We start from the raw sequence: 25,577 nt of genomic DNA, 5'->3' as shown, positions 1-25,577 counted from the left end.
GCCCACCCTGGAGGACTTCGATGGACATTCAGATCAATTGGCTCGCAGTTCTGTTGGCTGCTCTCGCCACTTTTGTGGTGGGTGGTCTGTGGTATTCGGTGCTCTTCGCCAAACCTTGGCAAAAGGCAGCGGGTGTGAGTGATGAGCAGTTGAAGTCCGGAACGGCGCGTGTGTTTGTGGGTTCGTTTGTTCTTGCTGTGGTGATGGCCGTGTTTCTGGCGGCTTTCATTGGCCGTGGTGGCTTCGCGTTCGGGTCGTTTGCGGGTCTTGCCGCCGGCCTGGGGTGGGTGGCGACTGCACTTGGAGTGAACTACCTGTTCGAGCGCCGCAGCTTGACGTTGTTCGCGATCAACGGCAGTTACAACGTGGTCACCTTCACGGCTATGGGCGCAATCATCGGTGCGATGCAGGGCTGACGCCCGCAACACACAGCTATTTGAAGACGGTTTGGATCGGTCCGCCGCCGGCAGACTCAACAATGGCCTGCGCCACCACCCGCAGCTTGACGTTCCGGTTGCTGGAGGCCTTCTTGATGAGTTCCATCGCGTCCTCCTGGGTGCAGCGGTTTTGCGCGATGATGATTCCTGTGGCGATGTCGATCACGGTCCGCGACTCCATGGCCGCCTTCAGGTTGGCGGCGGTTTGGCTGTGCTGGGCAATCAAAACGGCCAACTGAAGACCCTTGGAAGCCTGTTGAACGTAGTCGTTTGCGCGTTGAACAGCTGCTTGGTCAAAGGCGTTGGGGCGGTCGGAATACAAGTTCAGGCCTGCCCGGGAGGTGTCGTCCGGAAGTGGGAAGGGAACCGCCAAGACAGAGCGAAGGCCGTGGTCGGTGATGGCCTCGTTGTAGTCAGGCCACGTGTTGTCTTTTTCAAAATCGGGGATGTGGACCTGCGTGCCCTCGCGGCAAGCATGGAGACAGGGACCGTCGGCGAACGCGTATTGCACCTCATCCAGTTGCTTTGCGCGTTCGCTGCTGCTGGCCACAGTGCCGGCATTGCGGTGACGCATCAGCGTGATGCCGCAGTAGACCTCGTGGTCTGGGCTGGTGAACATCTCCGATGAGTGCCGGGCCAACTCTTCGAGGAACGCCTCGACGTCAGGCGTGCTGAGCAGCAAGTCCTGAATATCTGACAGCACCGTACTCGGCTCTGCAAGTTGGGGGTCTTCCATGTGGATCTCCGATCCGTGGATATGGCTACCTTTCGAGACTAACCCGGGGCACCCGTTGAAAGCTAATAGTAAGTGTGCTTCTCTTTTTAAGGAGTCTTGCCGTGGGCTCACCCTCTCCTTCGGTCAAAGGATTGAAGCCCCATGCGTCAAACCCGACCTTTCGACGTCCGCACCACGCCCCCTGCAGGCGCTCCTGAAGGCAGCATCCGGCAGAGCTTCCAAGACAGTTTGGTCTTGGATCATCTGAATCTGGCCAAGTCCATTGCCGCCAGATATTCCGCTCATACACATGACCTCGACGACGTCCGGCAGGTTGCGTATATGGGCCTCATCAAGGCGTCGCGCGGCTATGACGAGGCAAAAGGGGTCAGTTTCCCCGCTTACGCCGCACCCACCATCGCCGGTGAGGTCAAGCGCTACCTTCGCGACCATTGCTGGGTGGTGCGCCCACCCCGCACTATCCAAGACGTCCGCCGCCAGGTGCTGGCACGGACGGAGGAAATGACCCAAACGCTGCAACGCACCCCCTCTCCGGAGGAAGTGGCGGAAGACCTAAACCTGGAGCCCTGCCAGGTGCGCGAAGCACTCATGGCCGGTACCAGCAAGCGCCCGGACTCTTTGGATGCTCCGGCATCCGACGGGCGGGACGGTCTCCAAGGATCACTTTCAGCTTTCGGTTGCCCAACAGACCGGCTGGAGGATGTGCTGGCTTTGCGCAACGCTATCCGTGGTCTGAGCGCCGAGGACCGGCATCTGCTCTACCGCCGCTATTACCGCGAAGAAACGCAGTCCACCATTGCCGAGGCACTGGGAATGTCGCAAATGCAGGTATCGCGGAAGCTCTCCAAAATCCTCGTTTCACTCCAAACGCAGCTGCTGGACGAAGAAGCTCAACTGCTGGACGGGACAGCCCCCTGAGAACCGCTTAGCAGCCCAGCCGCTCCACGGCGTCCAGAACATCGCGGACGCTTACCGCCAGGAGCGCGGGATCAGGATCGGTTGAGAACACATCACCGCGGCGGAGTTCGACGGCGGTGAGCACCACGTGCGGCCCTGGAGGCGGTCCCCATTCCTCAGCGGGCGCGGGACCGAACAGCACTACGGACGGACGTTCGTAGGCGGAGGCCAGATGTGCCGCGCCCGTGTCCGCAGAGACTACCAACCGGGCTTCGGCGATGGTGGCCGCGAACTCGGCGAGGCCTTGCTCCCCAGCCAGCAAACCGTCGTCGAGGTTTGCTCCTTTGCGCTTGGCCAAGGCGGCTGTCTCTTCAGCGCGCCCGCGCTCCGACACGCCACCCGTGAGCACCACGTCATGTCCGGCTGCCGCGAGTTCCACGGCGACGTCCGCGAACCGTTCCACCGGCCACAGCCGGCTCCCGTAAGCCGCGCCCACATGGATAACGGTGGCTCGGGGACGCGGTGAGGGGATGGCGGGACGGTTCAGCCGGTAGTCCAGGGGGTCGGCATGGATGCCGTGCCAGTTGAGCAGACGCGTCCAGCGCTCGCGTTCCGGGATTCCAGTGGTCCACTCAGGTCCGTCAGTCCCGGGCGAGCCGTGCGCCACCACCCGGTTGGCCTGCAGTTCCTCAATCCGCATACGGCTCTCGGCCCCGTTTCCGTGCAGGTTCACGGCAATGTCCACGGCTCCTCGCGGGACGGTGAGGGGGTCGTCGAGCCCGGGTGTTGGCAGGTGGTGAATGCCGCCCACCAGCTGCAAAGCCTCTGCGATCCAGGCTGGTGCGGCGTACAGGATCCGGTGCTCGGGGAACGCCCGGCGCAAGCCCCGGAGCGCCGGAACGGCAACCAGCAAGTCGCCCAGTTTCAGGGCGCGCAGGGCAAGCAGCAGGGGTTGATCGTTGTTCTCTTGACTGTCCAAGGCTGTGTCCATGGTGGCCTCCCGCTAGGAGTCTAGCCGCACGAAAGTTCTCACGGCCGCACTGTTTAGCGCCCGGGGAACTGGGGAACGTTGCGGGTATGGGAGGAACCGGAACGTTGAAGGCGGTCCTGTTTGACCGCGATGGAACACTCGTTGTTGACGTGCCCTACAACGGGGATCCGCAGCTGGTGCGGCCCATGGACGGCGCCTTGTCTGCCCTCGAAAAAGTACGTCGGGCAGGGCTGGCCACCGGAGTGGTGACCAACCAGTCGGGCGTGGCGCGTGGGCTGTTGACGTTGGAGCAAATGCACTCCGTCAACCAGCGCGTGGAGCAGGTGCTCGGTCCTTTCGACGTGTGGGAATTCTGTCCGCACGGACCAGATGACCGCTGCCACTGCCGCAAACCTGAGCCTGGAATGATATTGGCCGCCTGCCTGGCCTTGGGCATCACGCCGGGAGAGGCTGCTTTCGTTGGCGACATCGGTGCTGACATGAAAGCCGCCGCCGCGGCGGGTGCGAGGGCTGTGCTGGTGCCGACCAGTGTCACGCGGCGTGAAGAGATCGAGGCTGCCAGCAGTGTTGCCGAGGATCTGGGCCATGCAGTGGAGCTTCTGCTCTCAGGGGCGCTGGACGAACAGGATGCCCCTGTATGAGCCGGGTCCTGGTAGCCCGGTTGGACAGCATGGGCGACGTCCTCCTTTCGGGACCTGCCTTGCGTGCCGTGGCGAACGGAAGCCGGCCCGATGGCAGCCGCCCCAACGACGTGGTGTTGCTCTGCGGCCCTGAAGGCTCGAGTGCTGCGGAAATGCTGCCCGGGGTCACCCAAGTGCACACGTGGGCGTGCCCGTGGATCGTGAACCCGGCACCGCCCCCGACGCAAGAAACGACCAACGCGCTGATCGACTTTGTCCGCAGTTCCCGGATCGAAGAAGCCGTCATCCTGACGTCCTTCCACCAGTCCCCGCTCCCTCTCGCGCTGCTCCTGCGCTTGGCGGGCGTTCAAAAAATCACGGGCGCATCCACGGACTATGCGGGCTCACTCCTGGACGTCCGGCTCAAGCCCGGCGAAGACTTTCCGGAGGACCAGCCGGAAGTGGTCCGGGCGCTCACCATTGCAGAGGCCGGTGGTTACGTGCTGCCGAATGGCGACGACGGAAAGCTGCGCATCACCTCCGGTCCGGATCCTGAAGGGCTGGCCGAAGAGCTGGCGGATGAAGGCCCATACATTGTGGTCCACCCGGGAGCCGCCGCCCCGGCCCGGGCGTGGCCTGCACTGCACAACGCCGCCACGGTGGAACTCCTTGAAGCGTACGGGCACAGGGTGGTGGTCACTGGAGGCCCGGGCGAAACGTCACTCACGGCAACAGTGGCGGGCCCCTCCGCCCGGAACCTCGGCGGCGGAACCAACCTCCGGACGCTCGCAGCGGTACTTGCGGGAGCCGCCGTCGTGGTCACCGGCAACACCGGCCCCGCCCATCTGGCGGCAGCCGTAGGCACGCCTGTGGTGTGCCTGTTCGCCCCGGTGGTTCCAGCCATCCGTTGGGCACCCTACGGCGTCCCCCTTGAACTGTTGGGAGACCAGGACGCGGCCTGCAAGAACACCCGCGCCCGCGTCTGCCCGGTCCCCGGACATCCTTGCCTGAGCTCGGTAACCCCGGAGCAGGTGGTGGAAGCCGTCGAAAGGCTCCTGGGAGGCGTGTCCTCACTGTCCACTCGACGAAAGGTCTGGAAACCATGAGGATCCTGGTGTGGCACGTCCACGGCGGATGGATGGAAGCATTCGTCCGCGGTCGGCATGAGTACCTGCTTCCAACATCGTCCGACGGCGGCGCCTGGGGCTTGGGGCGAGGTGGCCGTGAGTGGCCTGCCGCCGCGCAGGAAGTGGACCTGGAGAGCCTCGATCCGGGGAGCGTGGACGCAGTGGTCCTGCAACGGCCCGAGGAAATCGCGGCAGTGGCCCGAGCGCTCGGCCGCCGCCCCGGCGTGGACCTTCCGGCCGTCTACCTGGAGCACAACACCCCCAAGGGCGACGTCCCGTTCACGCTCCACCCCTTGGCGGACCAGAGCACCATCCCCGTGGTCCACGTAACGCATTTCAACCAGCTCTTCTGGGACACGGGTACTGCAACCACCACGGTGATCGAGCACGGTATTCCAGACCCGGGACACCTGTACAGCGGTGAGCAGGAAGAGATGGGCGTGGTGGTCAATGAACCTGTCCGGCGTGGACGGGTCACAGGAACGGATCTGCTCCCGGGCTTTGCCGGTGTGGGACCGCTGCGGGTCTTCGGCATGGGGACAGAGGATTTGCGCGAAGCACTGAACCTCAAGGGATCCGGGCTCAGCGAGGAAAGCCTACGCATCGCCGGTGACGTCCCCGCCCCGAAACTCCACCAGGAGCTGGCCCGCTGCCGGCTGTACCTTCATCCTCTGCGCTGGACGTCGCTGGGGTTGGCACTCCTGGAAGCCATGCACCTGGGCATGCCCGTCCTGGCGCTGGCCACCACAGAGGCGAGCCGCGCTATTCCGCGGGGTGCAGGCTTGGTCTCCAACGACGTCGACGACCTCCGGAAGTTCGCCCGGCGGTTGCTGGACGACCCTGACGACGCCTACGCCATGGGCATCATCGCCCGCGAGGCCGCGCTGCAACGCTACGGACTGAATAAGTTTCTTGGGGCCTGGGATCAACTCCTGGCCGAACTTCCCAAGGCCACGCGCAGTGGAAGCCGTCCGCAATCAGGCACAGCTTTCGCCCGCCATGACACCGACGCCCGCCATGACACCGATGCCCGCCATGACACCGAGAGGACGCACCCATGAAAGTCTCCATGGTCTCTGAGCACGCCAGTCCGCTGGCGGCCTTGGGAGGCGTCGACGCCGGAGGGCAGAACGTCCACGTCGCCGCACTTTCCTCAAGCCTGGCTGAACGCGGCCATCAGGTCACCGTGTACACACGGCGTGATGACCCGGCCCTACCCGCAAAGGTGCAGGTAAGTCCGGGCCTCACCGTGGTGCACGTGGACGCCGGGCCGGCTCGCCGCATCCCCAAGGATGAGCTGTTGCCGTTCATGGGAGAGCTGGCCGACGGGATCTGCGCGGACTGGGCGGGGCAGCTCCCGGATGTGATGCACGCGCACTTTTGGATGTCCGGGCTCGCTGCCATCCAAGCGTCGCGCCGTGCAGGAGCTAGCGATCCCGTACCTGTGGTCCAAACTTTTCATGCCCTCGGATCGGTGAAACGCAGACACCAAGGCGCCGCGGACACCAGCCCGCCGGCCAGGGCATGGCTGGAACCGTGGGTAGGACGCGCCGCTGACTGGGTCATCGCGACCTGCCCCGACGAGGTCTTCGAACTTAAAGCCTTGGGCATCAGCCGGTCCAAGATCTCCATTGCACCCTGCGGCGTGGACCTCACTCTGTTCCCCGGAACGTCCGACGCCGAACCCAAGTCCCGCACGCATCGCATCCTGAGTGTGGGACGCCTGGTGCAACGCAAGGGCGTGGACCTGATCATCCAAGCCCTGCCGCTACTGGCCGAGGCGGGCTTCAACGACGTGGAACTGCTGATAGTTGGCGGTTCCGGCGATGCCCTGACGCTTGAAGAAGACCCTGAGGCCCAGAGGCTCCATGCCTTGGCGAAAGAACTCGGCGTCGAGGACAACGTAACCCTGCGTGGTCAGGTACCACGTGACGCGATGCCCGGAATTTTCCGCAGCGCAGACGCCGTGGTCTGCGCCCCTTGGTATGAGCCGTTCGGCATCGTTCCACTCGAGGCGATGGCCTGCGGAGTGCCTGTGGTGGCAGCTGCGGTGGGCGGCCTCCGGGAGACCGTAGTGGACCAGAAGACCGGCCTTCACGTGCCGCCCCGGAACCCGGAAGCCCTCGCGGAGGCACTCGCAAAGCTGCTGGCGGACCCGGGACTTCGATCCGACATGGGTCGTGCCGGCGCCCGTCGGGCCCGCTCCCGCTACGCCTGGGAACGCATAGCCGCGGACACCGAGAAGGCCTACCGATCTGTCCTGGCTGCCGGGCTGTCACGGCAAGCTGACGAAGGGCTGGAACCATTGGAAGGAACGGCGCTGTGACTATCAAAGGCCTTGTGACCCAAGAATCCACGCTCCCGTCGGCGGTCCCGGATACCGTGCCCGCCCGGTGGTCCCCGGACACGAGCAATTCCACCCATCACGCTGAGGTCACCACCCACCTGGACAACGTCCTGCCCGCCCTGGAATCCCTGCGCTCGCAGTCAGGACGCTTATCCGAGTGGGGCACCGAACTCGCCAAGAGGCTGCTGTCCGGCCAACGATTGCTGGCTGCAGGCAATGGCGGCTCAGCGGCGGAGGCGCAGCACCTCACTGCTGAGTTGGTGGGCAGGTTCGATGAAGAACGCGCACCGTTCTCCGCAATCTCGCTCCACGCAGAGTCCTCCGCCCTCACTGCGCTTGCTAACGACTACGGCTACGAGGAAGTCTTCGCCCGGCAGGTAAGGGCCCACGGCCGTGCCGGCGACGTTCTGATTCTCCTCTCCACTAGTGGCCGCAGCCCCAACCTGCTCAAAGCCGTCCGTGCAGCACGGGAACGCGGCATCACCACCTGGGCACTCACGGGCCCAGGCCCCAACCCGCTCGCCGAAGCCTGCGATCAAGCCATCACCGTGGACGCCATCGCCGCGAACGCCCAGGAGGGACACCTCATTGCCGTCCACGCCGTGTGCCGGGCCTTTGACGCCGAGGTGGCCCGGCGCGCAAGCACTCATGGCGGGAGTCAACCATGAGGATCACGGTGGTAGGTGACGTGCTCCTCGACGTCGACATCAACGGGGCCGCCACCCGGCTCAGCCCCGACGCGCCGGTGCCGGTAGTCGACGTCGCGGACATCCGGCGTCGTGCGGGCGGCGCGGGCCTCGTGGCTACCGTCCTCGCGCACGACGGTCACGAGGTCGCGCTGGTCACCGCGTTGGGGAACGACGACGGCGCCAGCCACCTCAGGCGGGCACTGACCGGGGTGTCCCCGCTCGCCGGAGCCCCGCTCGCCCCGACGCCCACCAAGACCCGTGTGCGCATCGGGACACATCCGATGGTTCGCTTCGACGAAGGATGTGCTCCTGCTCCGATCCCGGTAAGCACGGCGGAAATGCTCGCTGCCATTGCTTCTGCCGAGGCGGTTGTTGTGGCCGATTATGGCCGGGGAATCACCACCAACCCGGACATTCGTACCGCGCTCGCAGAAGCAGCCCGCCGCGTCCCTGTGGTGTGGGACCCGCATCCTGCCGGTTCCGAACCCGTGGCGGGAGTCGCCGTCGTGACCCCAAACCTCGCCGAAGCGACTGCATCCGCGACAACCGGCGGGCTGGACCCGTCCCGCACGGGTGCTGAAGAAGCCGGCCGCTACCTGCTCGGGAAGTGGGGCAGTGGTGCAGTTCTGGTGACGAGGGGCGAGGACGGGGCGGTCCTGCTTTCGGCCGGTGGTCGGGCGCAAGGCATCCCCGCACCCAAAACCAACGTCGCCGATCCTTGCGGAGCGGGAGACCGGCTGGCTGGAAGCCTTGCCGTGCACTTGGGGCTCGGGTTGGAACTCGCGCAAGCAGCCACCAAGGCAGTGGAGGATGCGTCGGCCTTCCTGGCAGCTGGCGGAGCGGCGTCGCTGGCGGTGGTGGGTGAGGCGCCAGCGGCGAGCCCCGCCGTCGAACTCAGGGGCCTGGAACTCGTTGACGCCGGAGACCTGAGCCCTGACGGCGTCCACCTAGCTCGCGCAGTGCGGAGCAGAGGAGGCACGGTGGTAGCGACCGGCGGGTGCTTCGACCTCCTCCACGCAGGCCACGCCCGGACGTTGGCCGCGGCACGCAGCATGGGCGATTGCCTCATCGTGTGCCTGAATTCCGATGAATCCGTGCGGCGGCTCAAGGGCGCACACCGGCCAATCGTCAGCGTCGAAGACCGCGCGGAGTTGCTGCTGGCACTCGAATGCGTTGACGCCGTGGTGGTCTTCGGCGAGGACACCCCCGAAGCCTGCCTCAGCGAAATCCGACCCGATATCTGGGTCAAGGGTGGCGACTACACCCCCGAAGAATTGCCGGAAGCCCGCCTGGTTGCGGGTTGGGGAGGGCGGTGCGTCACCGTGCCCTTCCACCCGGCACGCTCCACCAGCGGGCTGGCGGCAGCACTGGCCAAAGTCAGCTGACAACAAGCAACCATCAACCGAGAGGAACCGCATGAACACGCAAACACCCGGCCGCGTCATCGTCACTGGAGGCGGCTCCGGACTCGGCGCTGCGATCGTGGAAGCCATCCGCGACGCCGGCGGCACACCCTTCGTCTTCGACCGCGACGTCAGCAACGTGTCCGGCGCCAAGGCCTTGGAAGTGGACGTCTCCAACCGCGAAGCCGTGGAAGCAGCCGTCAAAGAGGCCGCGGAGACCCTGGGCGGCCTGGACGGAGTGGTGACGGCGGCAGGCATCGATCGCTGCGGCAAGCTGGGCGACGTACCGGCAGAGGAATGGGAAAAGGTCATCGGAGTGAACCTCCTGGGCACAGTGTCCGTCATCCGTGCGGCCTTGCCGTACCTGAAGGGATCCCGCGGCCGGGCCATCACTATCGCCTCCACGCTCGGCCTCCGGGCGCTGCCCGATGCCACGGCGTACTGCGCCTCGAAGTTCGGCGTGATCGGTTTCAGCCGCGCGCTCGCCGCCGAAACCGGGGGCGTCATCGGCGTCACCACCATCATCCCGGGCGGCATGAAGACGCACTTCTTCGACGACCGCGACGAACAGTACAAGCCGCAGGACGATTCCAAGCTCAACGATCCCGCCAACGTGGCGCAGGCGGTGGTGTTCGCCCTCTCCCAGCCGTTCGGCAGCGAGGTCCGCGAACTCCTTATTTGCCCCGCAGAAGAAGGCTCGTGGCCGTAAGGTCCAGCACGTCCTGAACGACGTCGGCCACGGCGATGCCCCTGATGAGCGTGTCGTCGTGGCCGCAGTGCGGTGCAGTCCATCCCACTTGGGTCACATCCGCCCCGCATGCCGGGCACCGGGTCACCCACGACATATGGACACGGTGCAAGCTCCGCCCCCGCGGGCCGGCATTGAACGCGTTGCCCACCCAATAGATCCCCACCGTCGGCGTCCCCACTGCCTGGGCCAGGTGCCGGGGACCGCTGTCGCTGGCGAGCATCACCGTGGCATCCGCCAGGAGCGCAGCCAAGTCTCCGATGTCCAGTTCCCCAGCCACGGAGCGCACGGCCATCCGGTCCTCTTCCGCGAGTTGGCGAACCGCAAGCTCCTCGACTTCCTGCGTCAGCGCCTTCTCGGAGCTGTCGCCCACTATCAACACCTGCGCTCCTTCGGCTGCTGCTGCGGCCACCGCTTCAGCGAAGTTCGACGCCGGCCACCGCCTCCGCGGATCGGTGGCACCAGGGTGAACCACCACCAGCGATCTCCGCTGGGGGTCCCTGAATCCCGCGATGTTCCGGTGGTGTTCCGGCCGCGGGCGCAGGGGAGGCGCAACGATCGGCGGAGCTCCTGCCAGGCCTGCGAGCTCCAGCCAGCGGTCCGGCTCGTTCTGGTAGTAGACATAGTCCAGGTTCCGTTCCAACCGCTCAGCGTCCCTGGTGCGCGTGCCCACGGAATGCCGTGCACCCAGGCGGAGCAGGAAAGGGTTGGAGAAACGCCCTCCGCCGTGCATCTGCAACGCGACATCGAACTTCTTGGCGCGCATGGCCTCGAAAAAGGCCTCTTGCTCCGCCACGTCCTCCGCATCATCCTCGAAGCGCTCCCCGTTTCGGGGGCCATCGTGGACGCCCTGCGCAACGGGCAGCATCTGGACGTCGTCAACCGGACCGTCCATCGCAGCCACCACGGCCGCATGGACCGGAGTTCCCAGAAGCGTGATGGTGGCATCGGGGTACGCGTTCTTCAACGCAGTGAGGGCGGGATAGGTGTAGATCAGGTCTCCCAAACCGCCGCCCCTGAGGACCGCGATTCGCTTGACGTCATTGAACTTTTCCAGCACGGGGCCAACGCCGGGGCTCGGATTCGTCAGCGGTTTCTCCATGGATGATTCCTTTCGCTGCCAATGCTGCGGTCTGGCTCTTCCGTAGCTCCGAGGCCGCAGTGATTCCGGGCGGAAACTCCCGGGTTCGGCGTGTGAAGCCCGTGCCGCGGGGTACCTGAGGGGAACAGGAAACTGTAAGCCCAACCGGAAGGTACCCCATGGCACGCCTATCCAATCAAGAAGGCCTGGCCAATCAAGAAGGCTTGGCTGACTGGTTGCCAGGTCGCTTGGCCGAGGAACGTCCTGTGGTGACGGTCATCGGAGATTCCATCCTGGATGGCTGGTGGGATGGAACCATTGACCGGTTCTGCCGCGAAGCCCCGGCCCCCGTGGTCCAGGTCCAGCGCCGCGACTTCGCCCCGGGAGGTGCCGCCAATACGGCGATGAACCTCGCCGCGATGGGGGCGGACGTTCGTTTCGTTTCACTGGTGGGGCAGGACTCCGGAGGCCGCAAGCTCCTTGAGCAGCTCAGCTCGGCGGGAGTGGACGTATCTCACGTCGTCGCCCATGAGGATATGACCACCACCACCAAATTCCGCGTGAGCAGCGGCGGGCAGGTGATGCTGCGTTTGGACGACGCCGCCACGGAGGTCCCCGCTGATGGCCTCCGCCAGATGGCCGCTGCCATCCCCGAAGCACTCCGAACCTCGTCAGCCGTGGTTCTCTGCGACTACGGAGCGGGGGCTTTGGACGGGGCGGGGCGGGACGCAATTTTCCATCACCTGGGTCCCGGAAACGACGGCCCGGATTCCGTGGAGGCCCGCTCTTCCAATGCCCGGCAGGACACCCTGCTAGTAGTGGACGCCCACTATCCAGGACGCTGGGCACAGCTCAGGCCTGACCTCTCTACCCCCAATGCGCAGGAAGCCGCCAGGTTGCTCGGGACGGAGTTCCCCGGAGGGGCTGCCAGGTGTCCCTTCGTGGAAGCACACGCGGACCAGCTCCTGCGCGCCTCAGGTGCGGCCGCCGTCGTCGTGACTTTGGACCGGGAAGGGACCTTGACGATCCGGCGTAACGACACCTCGCAGAAGCCGGCAACCCACCGGACCTGGGCGCGGCCCCAGGCGGAGAAGCAGGCCTCGGGCGCCGGCGACACTTTCGTGGCCGCGTTGACGATCGCCCGGGCCGCGGGATTGCCGCTGACCACCAGCGTGAACCTGGCTCAGGCGGCAGCCGATGTCGTCGTCCATCGGCCAGGTACCTCCGTTTGCACCACTGAAGAACTGGCAAAGCACCTGCGGGGGTTCGCCGATACTGCACTGACGGATGAAGAGTTGGCCCGGCAGGTGGATGAGCACCGCCGGGAAGGCAAACGGATTGTGCTGACCAACGGGTGCTTCGATGTCCTCCACCGCGGCCATACGCGGTACCTCAACCAGGCCAAGCAATTGGGTGACGTGTTGGTGGTCGCGCTGAACAGCGATTCCTCCGTGCGGAAACTCAAGGGCCCGGACCGGCCGGTCAACCACGAGGCCGACCGCGCGGCAGTCATCGCCGCACTGAGCTGCGTGGACCATGTCACGGTTTTCGATACCCCGACTCCCATACCGCTCATAGATCTCCTGCGGCCGGATGTCTATGCCAAAGGCGGCGATTACACACCGGAGATGCTCCAGGAAACCGAAGCCGTGGAACGCTACGGCGGCACCGTGACCATCCTGGATTACGTGCCCGAACACTCCACCACAGCGGTATTGGAACGCATCCGTTCCACGGGCGAAACCCCGCAGAGCTGAGGAAGCAGACATGCGTATTGTGATCATCGGTGCAACAGGACACGGCGGTACGGAGCTGCTGAAACGGCTCCAGAGGGCACGTTCGGAAGAGGGCGCGGACTTGGAGCTGGTGGGTGTCGTCCGGCGGCAACCTGATCAGGATGCCGCCCCGTATCACGGAGTGGATTGGCACACCCTGGACATCAGCGCCGCTGAGGATCAACCCCCCCTGGAAGAAGCTTTGGCAGGCGCCGATGCGCTGGTTCATCTGGCGTGGCTGATCCAGCCGAACCACAACCGGGAGATGCTCCGCCGGACCAATGTGGCCGGGACAGCTTACGTGCTGGCCGCCGCCCGCAAGGCCGGAGTGGGGCACATCGTGTGCGCATCATCCGTTGGAGCGTACTCGCCGGCTCCCAAGGACCAACGGACCAAGGAAGGGTGGCCAACGGGTGGCATCCGCAGTTCGCATTACAGCGCGGACAAGGCGGCACAGGAAAGGCTCCTGGACGGTTTCGCCAAGGAGAACCCGGATATTGTGGTGGCCCGGCTGCGCCCCGCGCTGATGTTCAGCGCAGGCGGCGGCAGTGAGGTTGGCCGCTACTTCCTGGGACGGGTTTTGCCTCGCCTGGTTCCGCGTAAGCCGTGGCTGCCGCTGCTTGCCATCCCCAAGGAGATGGTGTTCCAGGCCGTCCACACTGCTGACGTCGCTGATGCCTACTGGCGTGTGTTGGAGCGCAGAGCGGAAGGTGCTTACAACATCGCCGCCGAGCCGGTCATCGACCCCAACGCCTTGGCGTGGATTTTCAACGCCCGGCGGGTGATGCCGTTCCCGCTTCCGGTGCTGCGCGCCGTCGTCGAGGTCAGTTGGCGACTCCGGCTGCAGGTGACCGACGGTGGTTGGGTGGACATGGCGGCCAACGCGCCCATCATGGATACAGCCCGGGCGCACACTCTTTTGGGCTGGTCGCCCAAGCATTCGTCGTTGGAGTCGCTGGCGGAAATGCTGGACGGGATCGGCGCGGGCAAGGGCCGGAAGGGCTCGCCGCCGCTGACGCCGCGCTAGCCTTTACTCGGCCGACAACACCACGGTAAGAATACGGCGCAGGCTCATGGCGACTGACGCTGGTGCATTTACAGAGGACTGATCGGCTGCGGCCTCTGCCACTGCGTTGCTGAGCGCCGTGATGCTGTCCTTAGCTCGCGCCAAGCGATTGGCCAGCTCACCGTTCTCGGCGTCGCGCCAATGATCAATCACGGCCGCGGTCGCCTCCAGGGCCTCGGAAAGGTTGCCCACCACGGCATCCGGGATCACCGTGCCCGCGTCTTTTTCCCAGATGGCGCTGGCCAGGACATCGGTGATGTCCTGGACGTGGAAGGTGAGGCGTTCAAGGGTCCGCAAACCAGCGAGGTCGCCGGGAAGGCGGGTTGCACGACGGCGGGACCGGGGATTTGCTTTGGCGCTCAGCTCAGCTTGGTGCACCGCCGTCCGCACAGCTGCCGCGGTGAGTGAGAGTTCGTCGCTGCGGCTTGCCCAGGCCTCATGATTGGGCGGCCAGGACTCCTCCATTGCTCGGGCCATGTCCTTGAGTTGCCGGGATAAAGCTTCCTGATGACCTGCGATGGCGGGATCGATGTCCTCCAGGTGCAGGGGCGGGAAGACCAGCCAGTTCACAGCGAAGCCTACGGCCACGCCCAGGGCCATCTGCAGAACGTACGCAAAAGAGAATCCCTCAGCGTTGGAGTCTCCCAGCACCAGCACGAACAGTGCGGCCATGGGAATCCACTCGGACGCCGTCCCTAGCCGGGGAAGTCCGCCTATGAGGACGCCGAGCCCCACCACCACCGCAACAGCCAGGGCAGTCGGGGCGGCCACGGTGGTGATGGCGAAGGCCATTCCGATGCCTAGGACCAGTCCGGCCAGGCTTTGCAGCCCATGCTTGGCGGAATCCGCCACAGTGGGGTGCATGCTGACCAAAGCGCCCAGTGGGGCGTAATACGGATACTCGGCGGCAGACCCGGGCATGAAGGGCGCCAAATACCAGGCCAGTCCCGCTGCGACTGCTGTTTTCGCAGCGAAGAGGAGGCGGTGGCGTGTGATGGTTTTTCGAAGCGCGGGAATCAGCCGTCGCCTTAAGGGCATTTGGCTCATCAACCCAACGTTGGCAGGTCTGGCTCCACCTGTCGAGCGGAGAAAGCCGAAAGTGGGCTACAGCATCTTTTGGAAATTGTGGTGATTAGAACCTTGGTTAGCGGGTACACACCCATTGATAGTAACGATACTTACTATCCCGGCTGCTGTCCGCAGCCTGCCAACTGTGGAAAGAGAGCGATAATGACTGAGAGCAAATCGCCGCAGGACGGAAGCTTCGCGGCGCCAAACACCGGTGCCCATGCAGGCACCGAACCGTTCACGGGAAACTACCTGGACTCGGCCGATGTTGAGACTCAAACTGCTGGAACCACCGGAATCAGTGGAACTCCCGCTGGTTCGGGAACCGGTTCCGACAGCTCCGGCAAGGTGGATACCGCCAAGGAAGAAGCTGCGGGTGTAGCAGGCGCCGTAAGTGACGCCGCGGGCGGAGTCGTGGACACCGCCAAGACCGAGGCCGGACACGTGGCCCATGAAGTCAAGGTAAATGCCCGCCAACTGCTGACGCAGACCAAGGGTGAGCTGAGCGAACAGGCCCAGGCCCAGCAGCAGCGTGTTGCCGAAGGTTTGCGGTCCATTTCCGACGAACTTTCCACCATGGCCAACTCGACTGAAAATGGTGGTGTTGCCACGGACTTGGTCCAGCAGGCAGCCCAGCGGTCCTCCTCCGTTGCCCAGTGGTTGGAAGGCCGGGATCCCGGCTCGCTGCTGGATGAAGTCAAGGGCTTCGCACGCCGCAAGCCAGGAACCTTCCTGCTGCTGGCTGCCGGCGCCGGTGTACTCGCCGGCCGTCTTGGCCGGGGCATGGCAGGCAATGCCTCCGACGCGGCCTCCGCAAGCGGAACGCCCGCCACCACGGAGACGCCTCGCGCCGTTTACTACCCGACCCAGGGCGGCGCGGTAACTCCTCCGGCAGTGGACCTCCCCGGACCGACAGCAACCACCGCCGGATACGGTTCGGCCACCACCACCGGCTACGACGCAGGCACCACGGGTGGCTACGACGGGTCCACCCTTCCTTACCCGGAGACCGAGGCCGGTGGCGTTAAGGCCCAAGGCGACCCGCTGGCAGGACCGCTCGATCCCGATGACCCCCAGTATGGAGGTCACCGATGAGCAGTCCCGCCGATTTGCCTCCCACAGAAGCCCACGTGAAGGCGGAGACCCTTCCCCTCGGTGAGCTCCTGAGCGACCTGACGCGCGACGTTTCCACGTTGATGCGCCAGGAAGTGGAGCTGGCCAAGGCGGAGCTGAAGGAGTCCGCCACCAAGGCCGGCAAGGGCGCGGGAATGCTTGGCGGAGCTGCATACGCCGGCCACATCACCGTGCTGTTCCTGTCCATTGCCCTTTGGTGGGCTTTGGGTCAGCTTGTTGGCTTGGGATGGTCCGCCGTTATTGTCGCGGTCATCTGGGGCATCGTTGCAGCAGTTTTGGCAGCCAAGGGCCGCAAGGAACTCAACACCATCAAGGGCATGCCGCAGACCGCCGAGACGGTCAAAGAAATACCCCCCGCTTTGAAACCGAACACTGAGGAGACACGATGACGCAGAACCCCGACGCCCTGCGCGCCGATATCGAAGAAACTCGCCGGCGGCTCAGTACCAACGTTGATGCCGTGGCGGACAAGGTCACGCCCTCGCACATCGTCAATCGCAGGGTGGACAAGATCAAGACCGCTGTGTTCGGCGCCCGCGACGACGTCAGCGATGCTGCAGGCAACGCTGCGCACCGGGCCGGGGACGCTGTCTCCGGCGTGGCCAGCAACGTTTCCGGTGCAGTCTCGGACCTGGGCGATGCCCCGCAGGTGATCACGCGGAAGGCCCAGGGCAGCCCGATCGCCGCAGGCCTGATCGCGTTCGGCGCCGGCTTGCTGGTGTCCTCGCTGTTCCCGGCCTCGGAAAAGGAGCGCGAAGCTGCCCAGGCCGTCAAGGAAGCAGCCCAGCCCCTGACCGACGAGCTGAGCCATGCGGCCCAGGAAGTCGCTGAGCACCTTCGCGAGCCCGCTCAGGATGCGATGCAGAACGTCAAGGACAGCGCCACGGAAGCCGCAGCCAACGTCAAGGACGAGGGCCAGGCAGCCGCCGCCGACGTCCAGGACCGGGCACAGACGGCCAAGGATAACGTCAGCAACCAGTAAGTTGCCCGGTTTACACAACTGACTTGCAGTTGTGGTTGTTTTGGAGCCCCATAACAACCACAACTGCGAGTCAGTTGCTGTTTCAGCGAACTTCGAGAATCATCTGCAGCAAGCGGGCCGCAGCAGGACGGGCCGCGTGTTCCTCGGACCATTGCGCCCGTGCCAAGGCTTTGCTCACGGCCTGGGTGGTGATGCCGAGTTCCTGGGCGACCGCTTTCTGCTGGCCCCGGACGCCGGGCGTGAGCAGGTCCAGTACCCGCCATTCCGCCGTGCTCCGGTGTTGCACGATGTGTCCGAGGAGCCGCAGCACGGCCTCTGCCTCCGAAGCAAGGGCTGTCAGGGGGCCGTCCACTGCGACCGGGACACGTTCCTTGCCGTTCCGCAGCCTGTCGACTGCCCGGCGGGCATATACGAGGCCATGCCCCGAAGCGTCCTTGACCAAGTTGGGTAGGGGCTCATTAATTGGTCCCACGCCGATTCCCACGTACCACTGGCCGGTCCGGAGCGCGATCAGGGCTGTCTCCACGGCTTGGTGGCTGCATTCGACAATGCCTTGCACTTCATCCTCAACCGAGCGGTCAAAGTCGAGCCGCGCAGGAATGTGCCGCAGGTCCTTGAGCAGCTGCGGCACAAGATCGCCGTCGCGGCGGCTGTCGCGTTGGTTGATGGTGAGAGTGAACATAGTGGATCACATGCTACCGGCTGGTAGCGGGTCTGCAAGGGCAAAATTCCCCTGCAGTTCAGTCAAGCGCCGTACGTCCGGTCAATACGACGGCGGGCAGCGCACTTGCCGTGGCGCGCACAGCATCATCCATTCCCGCGTCACGCAGGCATTCCCGGATCGCGATGACCAGCGGCTGCGGGTCCTCGTCGGAGGCAAACACCCAGTGGGTGTCACGGGCTTGGAAAACCAGTGCATTACGTCCGCCGGCTCCCAGCGAAACCTTCTGGCGTGCCACCATGCGGCGGTCGGGATCACTGCCGTCAGCCGTGGTCACCGCCTTGATGCTCCCGGGCACGATGTCACTCCAGGGAATCACCACCATGGTGTGCTTTTGGGAGTACTTGGCCACCGCCCCGCGGTCAAACACCAGCAGTTTCCGGAAGCTTCCCAGGAGGGTCATGGACCACAGCAACAAGCCGGTGAGGATGCCCACGGTGATGAACAGTGCGGGGTCGCTGAAATGTCCGGCTTCCCGGGTTGAACGAATGGGGCTGACGAATTCCGCGATGGTCCCGAACACGAACCCCACCACCAAACAAGGAATCAGCGCCTTCCAGAAGACCCTGCGGGAGGAAGCGACATGGCGCAGCCCACCGAGCTCAGGCCCGAGCCTGCGCTCCACCCGGCGAACCAGCCAGTTACGGCCGCGCATCCGGACGCTGGCCGTAGAGGTTTGGCATGTTCCGGCGTTCCGCTTCGGCTGCCTGTTCCGCGGCAACCACCTTGGGGTCCGGGACGGGCTGCTGGCCTTGGGCGATGCCAGAGCGCCGGTCAATGGCCGCAAACTTCGGCTCCCACGTGTCGTCACCGCCGCCACTCACTGCGGAGGCAATGAGCATCACCACGAAGAACGGGAAGAAGGACCAGCAGATGGCGCGCCAACCGCCCAGCCACGCTCCCGCCGTCGTACCGTTCTTGATCCGCACGGAGCGCATGCCGGCGGCGGCGTCGCCCACACTGCCCACGGATCCCCAGATCATGCCGTAGGCAAACAACCCCACGAACCACAGGACAACGTAGAGCGTCAGCCACAAACCATCGTTGTATCCGAGCGCTGAGCCGCTGTTCATCATGGATTCCCGCACAACGGCCAGGATCACGGCCAAAACCGCGTAGCCAACCAGGAACACCAGGGCATCCAGGACGCGGCCCCAGAAGTGCGCGCCTCCGGACGCCTTGACGAAGTACGCGCCGGTCTCAGGATGGCGGCGAACGGGGCGGCCGTTGACAGCGTCAAGCAGACCGGTGAGGGTGGTGGACTTCGGAGTGCTCATCTGGGGCTTTCGGCTCGACGGCGGTGTACGGGCTTGGGTGCGGAGCGTCAGGCCAGTCCGGCCAGACCACCGAGGACGCCGGCCAGCGAGGCCGCGGACGTTTCCTTCAGCTCCAAAGACACCGAGTCGCCGTCAACCTGCGGGGTCAGCACATGGACGCCCGACGGGCCGGTGTAAACGGTGATGGTGGGGAACTCGTTAGTGTCCGAGTTGAAGGCCACCACGGTACTCGCGGCCAGGGTATCCGCCAAGGCAGTTGCTGCGTGTTCCTCGAACTGGGCTTCCGTGTAACCAGTGGGATCGGTATCGCGTACGGCGGCCTTTTCCGGGTCAACGAATTCGGCGAGGCGCTGGGCCAGTTGGTCGCGGGTTATGACGGTGAAGCCATGCAGGCCGCCTTCATCCACTTCTTCGAGCAGCACGCCGTCGTCGTGGAGATAGCTGTAGAGCCAGCGCTTTCCCGTGGACACCGTGCGTTCCACGGAAACAACGCTGCTGCCACTGCGGCGCAGGGTAAGGGCGCCGGTGATTTCTTCGGTGGCGTGCAAACGCGAAGGCTCGGCTTCACCTTCGAAGATCACCGGGTAAACGAGTTCCTTGGCGAGCAGTCCGCGCAAGGCTACGGCGCACATCAGTTCCTTGCTTGCGTCCTGGGCAGATAGCCAGGGCAGGGCCACCAACTGTTCGTGCTGCACGCCATCCAGGGCCACAACTTCTTCGTCGGTCAGCGTGGGTAAGGGCGCGCCGGTTGCGCTGGCCGACGCCAGGACCTTGGCCGCTGCCTGCACGTCCCGTTCGGTCCAATTCATGGTGCTGGCGGTCATCCGAATATCCCTCCGACAAAGTTCCCGACTGATTTGGCGGCGTCACTGACCCCATCTGCCACCTTACTGCCTACATCTTTCGCGAAGCCCGCCACTTCCTTGGCGCCATCGGCGATGTAGCTGCCAGGGTTACGGGCAAAGTTGCTGATGGAGTCCCAGTTGTCGGCCACCAGGTTACCCAAGGCCCAGGCCCCGGCAACAAGCCCGGCACCAATCACAATCGGCGCACCAATCGGGCCCAGCAGGGCTGCGCCGCCAGCGGTCATGAGCATGATGCTGCCCACGCCGCCCACCACGGACAGGCCGCCGGCCACGCGGTCGCCCGTGCCGCGCCAGCCGTCATGCTGCGGGTTGATCATGTCGCTGATGCCGCCCACGATGTTCAGCGGTGCTGCCAAAGCCCCCGCGATGCGCAGGCCCTTGGAGAATTTGCTGGCTTCCTGGAAAGCCTGGCTGTAAGGGATGTTGGCTTTGAGGTCGGTAATGACATCCGTGACCTTTTCGCCGTTGCGAAGGGCCGTGATCCCGTCCCTCAGGACGGTCCCGCCGGCACGCCAGTTGGTCAGGATCTCCTTGGTCTTGCCGTACCTCACATGCCGGGGATCGATGACGCCGTTGGGCAGTGGCTTGACGGGCAGAACGTACCTGACGGCCGCTACCAGCGGACTGATCGCGCCCTTCGCGCCCATGGCGGTGTCGTAGACGTCCTTGAGGACACCAACCGAGGTGCCTGAACCATCATTGTGGCTGGCGAACTCCTGCTGGTTGGCGTGCTTCTTCAGCTGGCTCGCATTTTCGCGCAGCATGTTGGCGGCCTTCACGAGGCTCTGCCGGTGTTGGCTGTTCCAGTCGCCCTTGAACACCGTGGCGTCCCGGCCCTGCCACGCCGTGGTGGAGTTGATCGCGTTGGACAACTGCGTGCTTTGCAAACTGATGGCGTCGGCAGCTTTGCCCATCACACCCGCCAGACTGCGAAGCTGCGCGATGTCCGCGCCATAGAACCCAGCCATATGGAACCCCCTGTGAATATGCATCGAACCTGTGAACATGCATCGAAAAGTCTCGTCCCAGCCTAGGCGGACCCGTCAACTGCCGCGATGGGGAGACATGCCCATGTGCATAAACCGTTAAAGAACGACGGCGGCCGGTGAGGTTCCGAGGGAACCGCACCAGCCGCCGTCGAGCGTCAGGCGTTGAAAGCCGCGAAAATCAGTGGCCTTCGGCGGAGAAGCGCTTGATGGAAGCTTCCAGCTCGGCTTCGGCAGCGGCGCGGTCGCCCCAGCCTTCAGCCTTGACCCACTTGCCGGGCTCCAGGTCCTTGTAGCGCGTGAAGAAGTGCTCGATTTCCTTGACCAGGAATTCGCTGACGTCGCTGACTTCCTGGATGTGGTCGAAACGTGCGTCAACGGGGACGCAGAGGACCTTGGCGTCTCCGCCGCCGTCGTCGGTCATGTTGAAGACGCCGATAGGGCGGGATTCCACGATGACGCCCGGGTGCAGATCGAAGTCCTGCAGGAGAACCAAAGCGTCCAGCGGGTCGCCGTCTTCGCCCAGGGTGTTCTCGAAGAAACCGTAGTGCGTGGGGTACTGCATGGAGGTGAACAGGACGCGGTCCAGGCGGACACGGCCGGTTTCGTGGTCAACTTCGTACTTGACGCGCGATCCCTTGGGGATCTCGATGGTCACGTCGTGCTTCATGGAATGCTCCTTGACGGGTGTGGGTGGGGCGCGGCAGGCAAAAGCGCCGCCGGCGCCGCCGACTACTATTGAGGATATAGCGAGAGGCCCGGGTTTCTTGAACCGGCGGGGACATTTCAAGACTGACAGGACCAAGCAGCTTCCATGATGGGCGTTAAAAACGGGGGTGCCCGCAAGCGGGTTCCCGCGGCGTGGGGGCGCTTTACATGGCCGGTGCTATTGACCACGGTCCTGCTGTGCCTCGGCGCCGTGGTGGCTGTGGGGATGTTTCCGGGCCTGCTCAGTTTCCCCAAGCCCCTACCTTCCGTTCCCGCTTGGCAGCACGTGCCGGACCGACTCTCGGGCGCAAACAGTGTGCTTCCGCTGGATCCCAAGGCGCCCGTTCCCGTGCCTGCTGAGGTGGCGAAGCTCCTTGACGCCACGCTCAAGCCGGATGGCGCGGGCAGTATCAGCGGTGTGGTGATGGACGCCTCCACCGGCCAGGTGCTTTTTGACCGCGAAGCCACCGCCAACCGCATCCCGGCCTCGAACATGAAACTGCTGACAGCCGTCTCTGCCTTGAAGGCGCTCGGTCCCGAAACCCGTTTCACCACGCGTGTGCTCGCATCTGACAATCCCTCAACAGTGGTGCTGACCGGGGGAGGGGATGTGCTGCTGGGCGCTTCCGCTTCCGAGCCCACAGCCGTCCTGGGCCGGGCCGGACTGGCGTCCCTGGCTGCAGACACGGCTGCCGCTTTGGCTTCAGCCGGAGTGAAGGGGCCCGTTACCGTTCAAGTTGACGACTCTCTCTTCAGCGGCGCGCCCCTTAACCCGGCATGGAGTTTGGAGGATGTCGCCGCCGGTGAAACCGCGCCCTTGTACTCCTTGGCGTTGAACTCCGGTCGCTACGCCCCGGACGTTCTCACCGGACCCCGACCCCAGGATTCCGCCCTCGCCACCGCCCAAACGTTCGCCGAACAGTTGGCGGCTGCCGGCGTAGCGGTGAGTCCCGGCGTCGAACGCGGCAAAGGCCTCCCCGCCAAAGAACTGGCAGCTGCTGAGTCAGCCACCGTCGGCGAGCAAGTGGACCTCATGCTGGAATCCTCTGACAATTTCCTGGCGGAAGCGCTGGGGCGGATGACCGCCTTGGCGTCTGGTCATGAAGGGACGTACGACGGCGCCACTGCGGCCGTGCGGCAAAGGCTGGGGGAGCTGGGAATCGCCACGGATTCGATGCAGTTGGCCGATGTGTCGGGCCTTGCCCTGGAGAATCAGGTCACCGCCCGCCAGTTCGCCGAGGTTGTCCGTGCCATCACCAGCGGGCCGGACCCTGCATTGCGGACCGCGCTCGATGGTTTCCCTGTAGCCGGGCTCACCGGGACCCTGGACGACAGATATGTGGACGCCGGTACGTCCGAGGGCGCCGGGCTGGTACGCGCCAAGACCGGGACGTTAAATACCGTGCTCGCGTTGAGCGGTTACGTGGTGGACGCCGATGGCCGGCTGCTGGTGTTCTCGTTCATCGGCAATGGCCTGGACCCGGGAGCCGCGGGCAACAAGGTGGCCTTGGACCGTTCGGCGTCGGTGCTGGCCTCATGCGGGTGCCGAGGCTGAATCCTCCGCGCGGAGCGAACTTAAGGCTGACTGTCAGTCACGTGTGGTGTGATGGACCGTATGGTGTCATCTGCCCGAGATTCGTCAGCAGGGGCCCCGTCCCTGATCAACTGGGACCTGGCCGCCTCTACGGCTGCCCGGCTTGCCCCTCCCGGCCCGGAGCTTAGCGCCGGGGAGATCGGCAAGGCCGTGGACAATCTGCGCTTCAACGCGGATATCTCCGTCCCGCACGTGCACGACATCACCGGCTTGGATGCCGCCAGGGACCTGCGTGATTCGCACGTCCTGGTGGTGGACCGAGCCTCCTGGTCCAAGGCCAATACCCAGAGCTTTTCCGTGATGCTCCAGCCCGCGCTGAAGAAGATGCTGGAGAACCGCAGCGGAGTGGCCATGACCCCGGCCGCGGCTGCTGCCAGCGGTGCCATCACCGGCACCCAGCTTGGCGCCGTGCTCGCGTTCCTGTCCAGCAAAGTCCTTGGCCAATACGATCCTTTTGCCGCGCTCGCCCCGGATTCCAACGTGCCCCCCGGCGGCCGGCTCCTGCTGGTGGCGCCGAACATCATTTCCGTGGAGCGCGAACTGAACGTTCACCCGGATGACTTCCGTCTCTGGGTCTGCCTGCACGAACAAACACACCGGGTGCAGTTCGCGGCCGCACCGTGGCTCCGGCACCACATGCTCGATGAAATCGAAAAGCTCAGCGGCAACCTCCTGGGCAACATGGACACTTTGGTTGAACGCGCCAGCGCTGTAGCCAAGTCCCTACGGGACCGTAACCCCTCCGAGAAAACACCGGGCCGCGGTGCCATCCTGGACCTCCTCCAGAACCCGGAGGAAAAGGCGTCCCTGTCCCACATCACCGCCGTCATGAGCCTCCTTGAGGGTCACGCCAACGTGGTGATGGATGCCGTGGATTCGAGCATCGTTCCCTCAGTGAAGACCATCCGTCAGCGTTTCAACGAGCGCGGCAAGGACCGCGGCGTGGTGGAGAAGTTCATCCGCAATCTCCTCGGCCTGGACGCCAAAATGCGCCAGTACACCGATGGCGCCAAGTTCGTCCGCGAAGTTGTTGCCGTGGCTGGCATGGAGGGCTTCAACCGGGTGTGGGAATCCGCCGAATACCTGCCCACTGAAGAAGAGATCCACAACTCCAAGCTGTGGCTTGAGCGGATGGGCCTTTGAGCGTTCCTTCCGGTTCCGCTGTCGGTTCGGCCGGTAAGGGTCGACGGCGTCCGGGGCGTCTGGCGCCCGTCGTCGGGAAGGCGCGGAAGCAGTTGCAGAACGCCTTGGCCTCTGCCGGCTATCCCTCGCGTGTGCTTGTAGCCTGCAGCGGAGGCCCGGATTCGTTGGCTTTGGCAGCCGTTGCCGCATACTTTGCCAGACGCGGCCATGTAGACGGGCATCCAGTGTCCGTGGCGGGCGTGGTGGTGGATCATCAACTGCAGGCCGGCTCCGCGGAGGTGGCTGCCCGGACGGCGTCTGTGCTGCGCGAGCTGGGGCTTTCTCCGGTAGAAGTGCGGACCGTGGAAGTAGCTTCAACTGGTTTTGGTCCCGAGGCCGCAGCCCGGGATGCCCGCCACGCTGCGTTGGAGTCCGCTGCTGACCACCTCGGATGTGATGCGATCCTGCTCGGCCACACCTTGGATGACCAAGCCGAACAGGTGCTCCTGGGGTTGGCTCGCGGATCCGGAACCCGATCTCTCGCGGGGATGAGGCCCGCTCGGGGACGCCTGCTCCGGCCTTTCCTTGGCCTTCGGCGCGAGGAGACCCTGGAAATCTGCGAGGTTGAGGAACTGGATCCTTGGCATGATCCCAGTAACGCCGATCCCGCCTTCGCCCGCTCCAGGACACGTGTTGAAGTGATGCCGGTTTTGGAAGAGAAACTCGGCCCGGGCGTTGCAGAGTCGCTGGCCCGGACCGCGGCAATCCTGCAGCAAGACGCGGACTTCCTTGAAGATCTGGCCAACGAGACCTATCTCTCACTTGTGCAGCGCGTGGACGATGGCGCGTGGTTGCCCGAAGACGCCGTTCGTGAGCTGCCCGCAGCGCTCAGGTTCCGCGTCATCGCGAAGGCGGCGGCCGACGTCGGAGGTCAACAACCCGGCTACGGGCGCCTCCAAGCTGCGGAAGCGCTGCTTCGCAGGCAAGGCTCGGCAGGGCCTGTGGAGCTGCCCGGCCATGTCAGTGTGTACCGCTTGTCCCTCAGCGATCTGGAGCAGGAACGGCCTGTTTCCGCGGGTGCTTCGTCCGCATTTTCGGCGGGTGCTGCGGCTGACGGCGTTCCCCGACTAGCCCCCCGCTGTGGGAAGCTAGTATTCCGGCATCAGAAACCGTCCCAACAGTAGCCGCACCCGAGCATCAAA

At 64.8% G+C, this 25,577-nt stretch carries 27 protein-coding genes; 17 read left to right on the top strand and 10 right to left on the bottom strand.

The window, feature by feature from the left end:
- The first annotated feature begins 20 nt into the window (after nt 1-20).
- On the top strand, nt 21-416 hold the full coding sequence (locus tag AC1RJY_RS11245; protein WP_011772884.1) for a DUF1761 domain-containing protein: 396 nt from the start codon (nt 21-23) through the stop codon (nt 414-416).
- Nucleotides 417-432: 16 nt separating this feature from the next.
- Here the strand turns inward: AC1RJY_RS11245 and AC1RJY_RS11240 are convergent, their stop codons facing one another.
- Complete coding sequence (locus tag AC1RJY_RS11240; protein ID WP_014920351.1) at nt 433-1,173, bottom strand: GAF and ANTAR domain-containing protein; 741 nt, start codon at nt 1,171-1,173, stop codon at nt 433-435.
- Nucleotides 1,174-1,314: 141 nt separating this feature from the next.
- Between AC1RJY_RS11240 and AC1RJY_RS11235 the strand changes: the two genes are divergently transcribed.
- Nucleotides 1,315-2,091 carry a sigma-70 family RNA polymerase sigma factor gene (locus tag AC1RJY_RS11235; RefSeq protein WP_011772886.1) on the top strand — a complete coding sequence of 259 codons (777 nt, stop codon included), beginning with the start codon at nt 1,315-1,317 and terminating at the stop codon, nt 2,089-2,091.
- A 7-nt stretch (nt 2,092-2,098) separates the two neighbouring features.
- Here the strand turns inward: AC1RJY_RS11235 and AC1RJY_RS11230 are convergent, their stop codons facing one another.
- Nucleotides 2,099-3,061 (bottom strand): glycosyltransferase family 9 protein, encoded by a 963-nt coding sequence (locus AC1RJY_RS11230; RefSeq protein ID WP_498602306.1) that lies wholly within the window; start codon nt 3,059-3,061, stop codon nt 2,099-2,101.
- A gap of 86 nt (nt 3,062-3,147) precedes the next feature.
- Between AC1RJY_RS11230 and AC1RJY_RS11225 the strand changes: the two genes are divergently transcribed.
- From AC1RJY_RS11225 to AC1RJY_RS11195, 7 genes are read left to right on the top strand one after another with little or no spacing between them, the layout of a single operon-like run.
- Nucleotides 3,148-3,702: a D-glycero-alpha-D-manno-heptose-1,7-bisphosphate 7-phosphatase gene (locus AC1RJY_RS11225; RefSeq protein WP_210065154.1), complete on the top strand. Its 555-nt coding sequence runs from the start codon at nt 3,148-3,150 to the stop codon at nt 3,700-3,702.
- Nucleotides 3,699-4,787, top strand: a complete 1,089-nt coding sequence (locus AC1RJY_RS11220; protein WP_011772889.1) for a glycosyltransferase family 9 protein — start codon at nt 3,699-3,701, stop codon at nt 4,785-4,787. Before AC1RJY_RS11225 ends, AC1RJY_RS11220 begins: the two co-directional genes overlap by 4 nt.
- A complete protein-coding gene (locus AC1RJY_RS11215) occupies nt 4,784-5,869 on the top strand; it encodes a glycosyltransferase (protein WP_498602305.1) in 1,086 nt (361 codons plus the stop codon). The genes AC1RJY_RS11220 and AC1RJY_RS11215 overlap by 4 nt, the downstream gene beginning before the upstream one ends.
- On the top strand, nt 5,866-7,134 hold the full coding sequence (locus AC1RJY_RS11210; protein ID WP_014920357.1) for a glycosyltransferase: 1,269 nt from the start codon (nt 5,866-5,868) through the stop codon (nt 7,132-7,134). Before AC1RJY_RS11215 ends, AC1RJY_RS11210 begins: the two co-directional genes overlap by 4 nt.
- A gap of 56 nt (nt 7,135-7,190) precedes the next feature.
- The gene (locus AC1RJY_RS11205; RefSeq protein WP_286140392.1) at nt 7,191-7,823 is read left to right on the top strand and encodes a D-sedoheptulose-7-phosphate isomerase; all 633 of its coding nucleotides are present in this window, start codon (nt 7,191-7,193) and stop codon (nt 7,821-7,823) included.
- Nucleotides 7,820-9,229 (top strand): PfkB family carbohydrate kinase, encoded by a 1,410-nt coding sequence (locus AC1RJY_RS11200; RefSeq protein WP_498602304.1) that lies wholly within the window; start codon nt 7,820-7,822, stop codon nt 9,227-9,229. Before AC1RJY_RS11205 ends, AC1RJY_RS11200 begins: the two co-directional genes overlap by 4 nt.
- A gap of 31 nt (nt 9,230-9,260) precedes the next feature.
- On the top strand, nt 9,261-9,956 hold the full coding sequence (locus tag AC1RJY_RS11195; RefSeq protein WP_011772894.1) for an SDR family oxidoreductase: 696 nt from the start codon (nt 9,261-9,263) through the stop codon (nt 9,954-9,956).
- Here the strand turns inward: AC1RJY_RS11195 and AC1RJY_RS11190 are convergent.
- Complete coding sequence (locus AC1RJY_RS11190) at nt 9,922-11,097, bottom strand: glycosyltransferase family 9 protein (RefSeq protein ID WP_498602303.1); 1,176 nt, start codon at nt 11,095-11,097, stop codon at nt 9,922-9,924. The genes AC1RJY_RS11195 and AC1RJY_RS11190 overlap by 35 nt on opposite strands.
- Nucleotides 11,098-11,255: 158 nt before the next feature.
- Here AC1RJY_RS11190 and rfaE2 point away from each other — a divergent pair, with 158 nt between their 5' ends.
- A complete protein-coding gene (gene rfaE2 / locus AC1RJY_RS11185; RefSeq protein ID WP_498602302.1) occupies nt 11,256-12,833 on the top strand; it encodes a D-glycero-beta-D-manno-heptose 1-phosphate adenylyltransferase in 1,578 nt (525 codons plus the stop codon).
- A 10-nt stretch (nt 12,834-12,843) separates the two neighbouring features.
- Nucleotides 12,844-13,878: an NAD-dependent epimerase/dehydratase family protein gene (locus AC1RJY_RS11180; RefSeq protein ID WP_498602301.1), complete on the top strand. Its 1,035-nt coding sequence runs from the start codon at nt 12,844-12,846 to the stop codon at nt 13,876-13,878.
- Between the two features lie 3 nt (nt 13,879-13,881).
- Here AC1RJY_RS11180 and AC1RJY_RS11175 read toward each other — a convergent pair whose 3' ends face one another.
- Complete coding sequence (locus tag AC1RJY_RS11175) at nt 13,882-14,964, bottom strand: FUSC family protein (RefSeq protein WP_238324457.1); 1,083 nt, start codon at nt 14,962-14,964, stop codon at nt 13,882-13,884.
- A gap of 183 nt (nt 14,965-15,147) precedes the next feature.
- Here AC1RJY_RS11175 and AC1RJY_RS11170 point away from each other — a divergent pair, with 183 nt between their 5' ends.
- From AC1RJY_RS11170 to AC1RJY_RS11160, 3 genes are read left to right on the top strand one after another with little or no spacing between them, the layout of a single operon-like run.
- Nucleotides 15,148-16,080 carry a hypothetical protein gene (locus tag AC1RJY_RS11170; protein ID WP_238324459.1) on the top strand — a complete coding sequence of 311 codons (933 nt, stop codon included), beginning with the start codon at nt 15,148-15,150 and terminating at the stop codon, nt 16,078-16,080.
- Nucleotides 16,077-16,508, top strand: coding sequence for a phage holin family protein (locus AC1RJY_RS11165; RefSeq protein WP_011772900.1), 432 nt, complete (start codon nt 16,077-16,079; stop codon nt 16,506-16,508). The genes AC1RJY_RS11170 and AC1RJY_RS11165 overlap by 4 nt, the downstream gene beginning before the upstream one ends.
- Complete coding sequence (locus AC1RJY_RS11160; RefSeq protein WP_011772901.1) at nt 16,505-17,101, top strand: DUF3618 domain-containing protein; 597 nt, start codon at nt 16,505-16,507, stop codon at nt 17,099-17,101. The genes AC1RJY_RS11165 and AC1RJY_RS11160 overlap by 4 nt, the downstream gene beginning before the upstream one ends.
- An 82-nt stretch (nt 17,102-17,183) precedes the next feature.
- On the opposite strand, the gene AC1RJY_RS11155 is transcribed toward AC1RJY_RS11160, so the two are convergent.
- From AC1RJY_RS11155 to AC1RJY_RS11130, 6 genes are all read right to left on the bottom strand, one after another.
- Nucleotides 17,184-17,783 (bottom strand): hypothetical protein, encoded by a 600-nt coding sequence (locus AC1RJY_RS11155; protein ID WP_011772902.1) that lies wholly within the window; start codon nt 17,781-17,783, stop codon nt 17,184-17,186.
- Nucleotides 17,784-17,841: 58 nt separating this feature from the next.
- Nucleotides 17,842-18,477 (bottom strand): hypothetical protein, encoded by a 636-nt coding sequence (locus AC1RJY_RS11150; protein ID WP_498602300.1) that lies wholly within the window; start codon nt 18,475-18,477, stop codon nt 17,842-17,844.
- The gene (locus AC1RJY_RS11145; protein ID WP_011772904.1) at nt 18,464-19,099 is read right to left on the bottom strand and encodes a hypothetical protein; all 636 of its coding nucleotides are present in this window, start codon (nt 19,097-19,099) and stop codon (nt 18,464-18,466) included. The genes AC1RJY_RS11150 and AC1RJY_RS11145 overlap by 14 nt, the downstream gene beginning before the upstream one ends.
- Before the next feature lie 47 nt (nt 19,100-19,146).
- Nucleotides 19,147-19,923: a hypothetical protein gene (locus AC1RJY_RS11140; RefSeq protein ID WP_014920364.1), complete on the bottom strand. Its 777-nt coding sequence runs from the start codon at nt 19,921-19,923 to the stop codon at nt 19,147-19,149.
- Entirely contained in the window at nt 19,920-20,933 is a 1,014-nt protein-coding gene (locus AC1RJY_RS11135; RefSeq protein ID WP_011772906.1) for a hypothetical protein, read from the bottom strand. Before AC1RJY_RS11135 ends, AC1RJY_RS11140 begins: the two co-directional genes overlap by 4 nt.
- 199 nt (nt 20,934-21,132) lie before the next feature.
- Nucleotides 21,133-21,621 (bottom strand): inorganic diphosphatase, encoded by a 489-nt coding sequence (locus tag AC1RJY_RS11130; RefSeq protein ID WP_014920365.1) that lies wholly within the window; start codon nt 21,619-21,621, stop codon nt 21,133-21,135.
- Between the two features lie 147 nt (nt 21,622-21,768).
- Here AC1RJY_RS11130 and dacB point away from each other — a divergent pair, with 147 nt between their 5' ends.
- The 3 genes from dacB to tilS all read left to right on the top strand — a co-directional run bounded on the left by dacB (nt 21,769) and on the right by tilS (nt 25,559).
- A complete protein-coding gene (gene dacB, locus AC1RJY_RS11125; RefSeq protein ID WP_498602429.1) occupies nt 21,769-23,214 on the top strand; it encodes a D-alanyl-D-alanine carboxypeptidase/D-alanyl-D-alanine endopeptidase in 1,446 nt (481 codons plus the stop codon).
- 60 nt (nt 23,215-23,274) lie between these two features.
- Entirely contained in the window at nt 23,275-24,396 is a 1,122-nt protein-coding gene (locus AC1RJY_RS11120) for a zinc-dependent metalloprotease (RefSeq protein ID WP_011772908.1), read from the top strand.
- A gap of 92 nt (nt 24,397-24,488) precedes the next feature.
- Nucleotides 24,489-25,559, top strand: a complete 1,071-nt coding sequence (gene tilS, locus AC1RJY_RS11115; RefSeq protein WP_498602427.1) for a tRNA lysidine(34) synthetase TilS — start codon at nt 24,489-24,491, stop codon at nt 25,557-25,559.
- The last annotated feature ends 18 nt before the right edge of the window (nt 25,560-25,577 follow it).

It is taken from the genome of Arthrobacter sp. GW822-FHT05G07, from assembly GCF_058799755.1.
Note: the sequence above shows the minus strand (reverse complement) of the source record. Positions and strands in the feature narration are given on the sequence as shown.

Bases quoted from the DNA above. Each gene is read 5' to 3' on its own strand.
- AC1RJY_RS11175 (WP_238324457.1), bottom strand. From the start codon at position 14,964: ATGAGCCAAATGCCCTTAAGGCGACGGCTGATTCCCGCGCTTCGAAAA.
- AC1RJY_RS11140 (WP_014920364.1), bottom strand. From the start codon at position 19,923: ATGACCGCCAGCACCATGAATTGGACCGAACGGGACGTGCAGGCAGCG.
- AC1RJY_RS11210 (WP_014920357.1), top strand. From the start codon at position 5,866: ATGAAAGTCTCCATGGTCTCTGAGCACGCCAGTCCGCTGGCGGCCTTG.
- AC1RJY_RS11195 (WP_011772894.1), top strand. From the start codon at position 9,261: ATGAACACGCAAACACCCGGCCGCGTCATCGTCACTGGAGGCGGCTCC.
- AC1RJY_RS11155 (WP_011772902.1), bottom strand. From the start codon at position 17,783: ATGTTCACTCTCACCATCAACCAACGCGACAGCCGCCGCGACGGCGAT.
- AC1RJY_RS11120 (WP_011772908.1), top strand. From the start codon at position 23,275: ATGGTGTCATCTGCCCGAGATTCGTCAGCAGGGGCCCCGTCCCTGATC.
- AC1RJY_RS11220 (WP_011772889.1), top strand. From the start codon at position 3,699: ATGAGCCGGGTCCTGGTAGCCCGGTTGGACAGCATGGGCGACGTCCTC.
- AC1RJY_RS11190 (WP_498602303.1), bottom strand. From the start codon at position 11,097: ATGGAGAAACCGCTGACGAATCCGAGCCCCGGCGTTGGCCCCGTGCTG.
- AC1RJY_RS11230 (WP_498602306.1), bottom strand. From the start codon at position 3,061: ATGGACACAGCCTTGGACAGTCAAGAGAACAACGATCAACCCCTGCTG.
- rfaE2 (WP_498602302.1), top strand. From the start codon at position 11,256: ATGGCACGCCTATCCAATCAAGAAGGCCTGGCCAATCAAGAAGGCTTG.
- AC1RJY_RS11245 (WP_011772884.1), top strand. From the start codon at position 21: ATGGACATTCAGATCAATTGGCTCGCAGTTCTGTTGGCTGCTCTCGCC.
- AC1RJY_RS11145 (WP_011772904.1), bottom strand. From the start codon at position 19,099: ATGAGCACTCCGAAGTCCACCACCCTCACCGGTCTGCTTGACGCTGTC.
- AC1RJY_RS11200 (WP_498602304.1), top strand. From the start codon at position 7,820: ATGAGGATCACGGTGGTAGGTGACGTGCTCCTCGACGTCGACATCAAC.
- AC1RJY_RS11165 (WP_011772900.1), top strand. From the start codon at position 16,077: ATGAGCAGTCCCGCCGATTTGCCTCCCACAGAAGCCCACGTGAAGGCG.
- AC1RJY_RS11150 (WP_498602300.1), bottom strand. From the start codon at position 18,477: ATGCGCGGCCGTAACTGGCTGGTTCGCCGGGTGGAGCGCAGGCTCGGG.
- AC1RJY_RS11215 (WP_498602305.1), top strand. From the start codon at position 4,784: ATGAGGATCCTGGTGTGGCACGTCCACGGCGGATGGATGGAAGCATTC.
- dacB (WP_498602429.1), top strand. From the start codon at position 21,769: ATGGGCGTTAAAAACGGGGGTGCCCGCAAGCGGGTTCCCGCGGCGTGG.
- AC1RJY_RS11135 (WP_011772906.1), bottom strand. From the start codon at position 20,933: ATGGCTGGGTTCTATGGCGCGGACATCGCGCAGCTTCGCAGTCTGGCG.
- AC1RJY_RS11160 (WP_011772901.1), top strand. From the start codon at position 16,505: ATGACGCAGAACCCCGACGCCCTGCGCGCCGATATCGAAGAAACTCGC.
- AC1RJY_RS11130 (WP_014920365.1), bottom strand. From the start codon at position 21,621: ATGAAGCACGACGTGACCATCGAGATCCCCAAGGGATCGCGCGTCAAG.
- AC1RJY_RS11240 (WP_014920351.1), bottom strand. From the start codon at position 1,173: ATGGAAGACCCCCAACTTGCAGAGCCGAGTACGGTGCTGTCAGATATT.
- AC1RJY_RS11180 (WP_498602301.1), top strand. From the start codon at position 12,844: ATGCGTATTGTGATCATCGGTGCAACAGGACACGGCGGTACGGAGCTG.
- AC1RJY_RS11225 (WP_210065154.1), top strand. From the start codon at position 3,148: ATGGGAGGAACCGGAACGTTGAAGGCGGTCCTGTTTGACCGCGATGGA.
- AC1RJY_RS11170 (WP_238324459.1), top strand. From the start codon at position 15,148: ATGACTGAGAGCAAATCGCCGCAGGACGGAAGCTTCGCGGCGCCAAAC.
- AC1RJY_RS11235 (WP_011772886.1), top strand. From the start codon at position 1,315: ATGCGTCAAACCCGACCTTTCGACGTCCGCACCACGCCCCCTGCAGGC.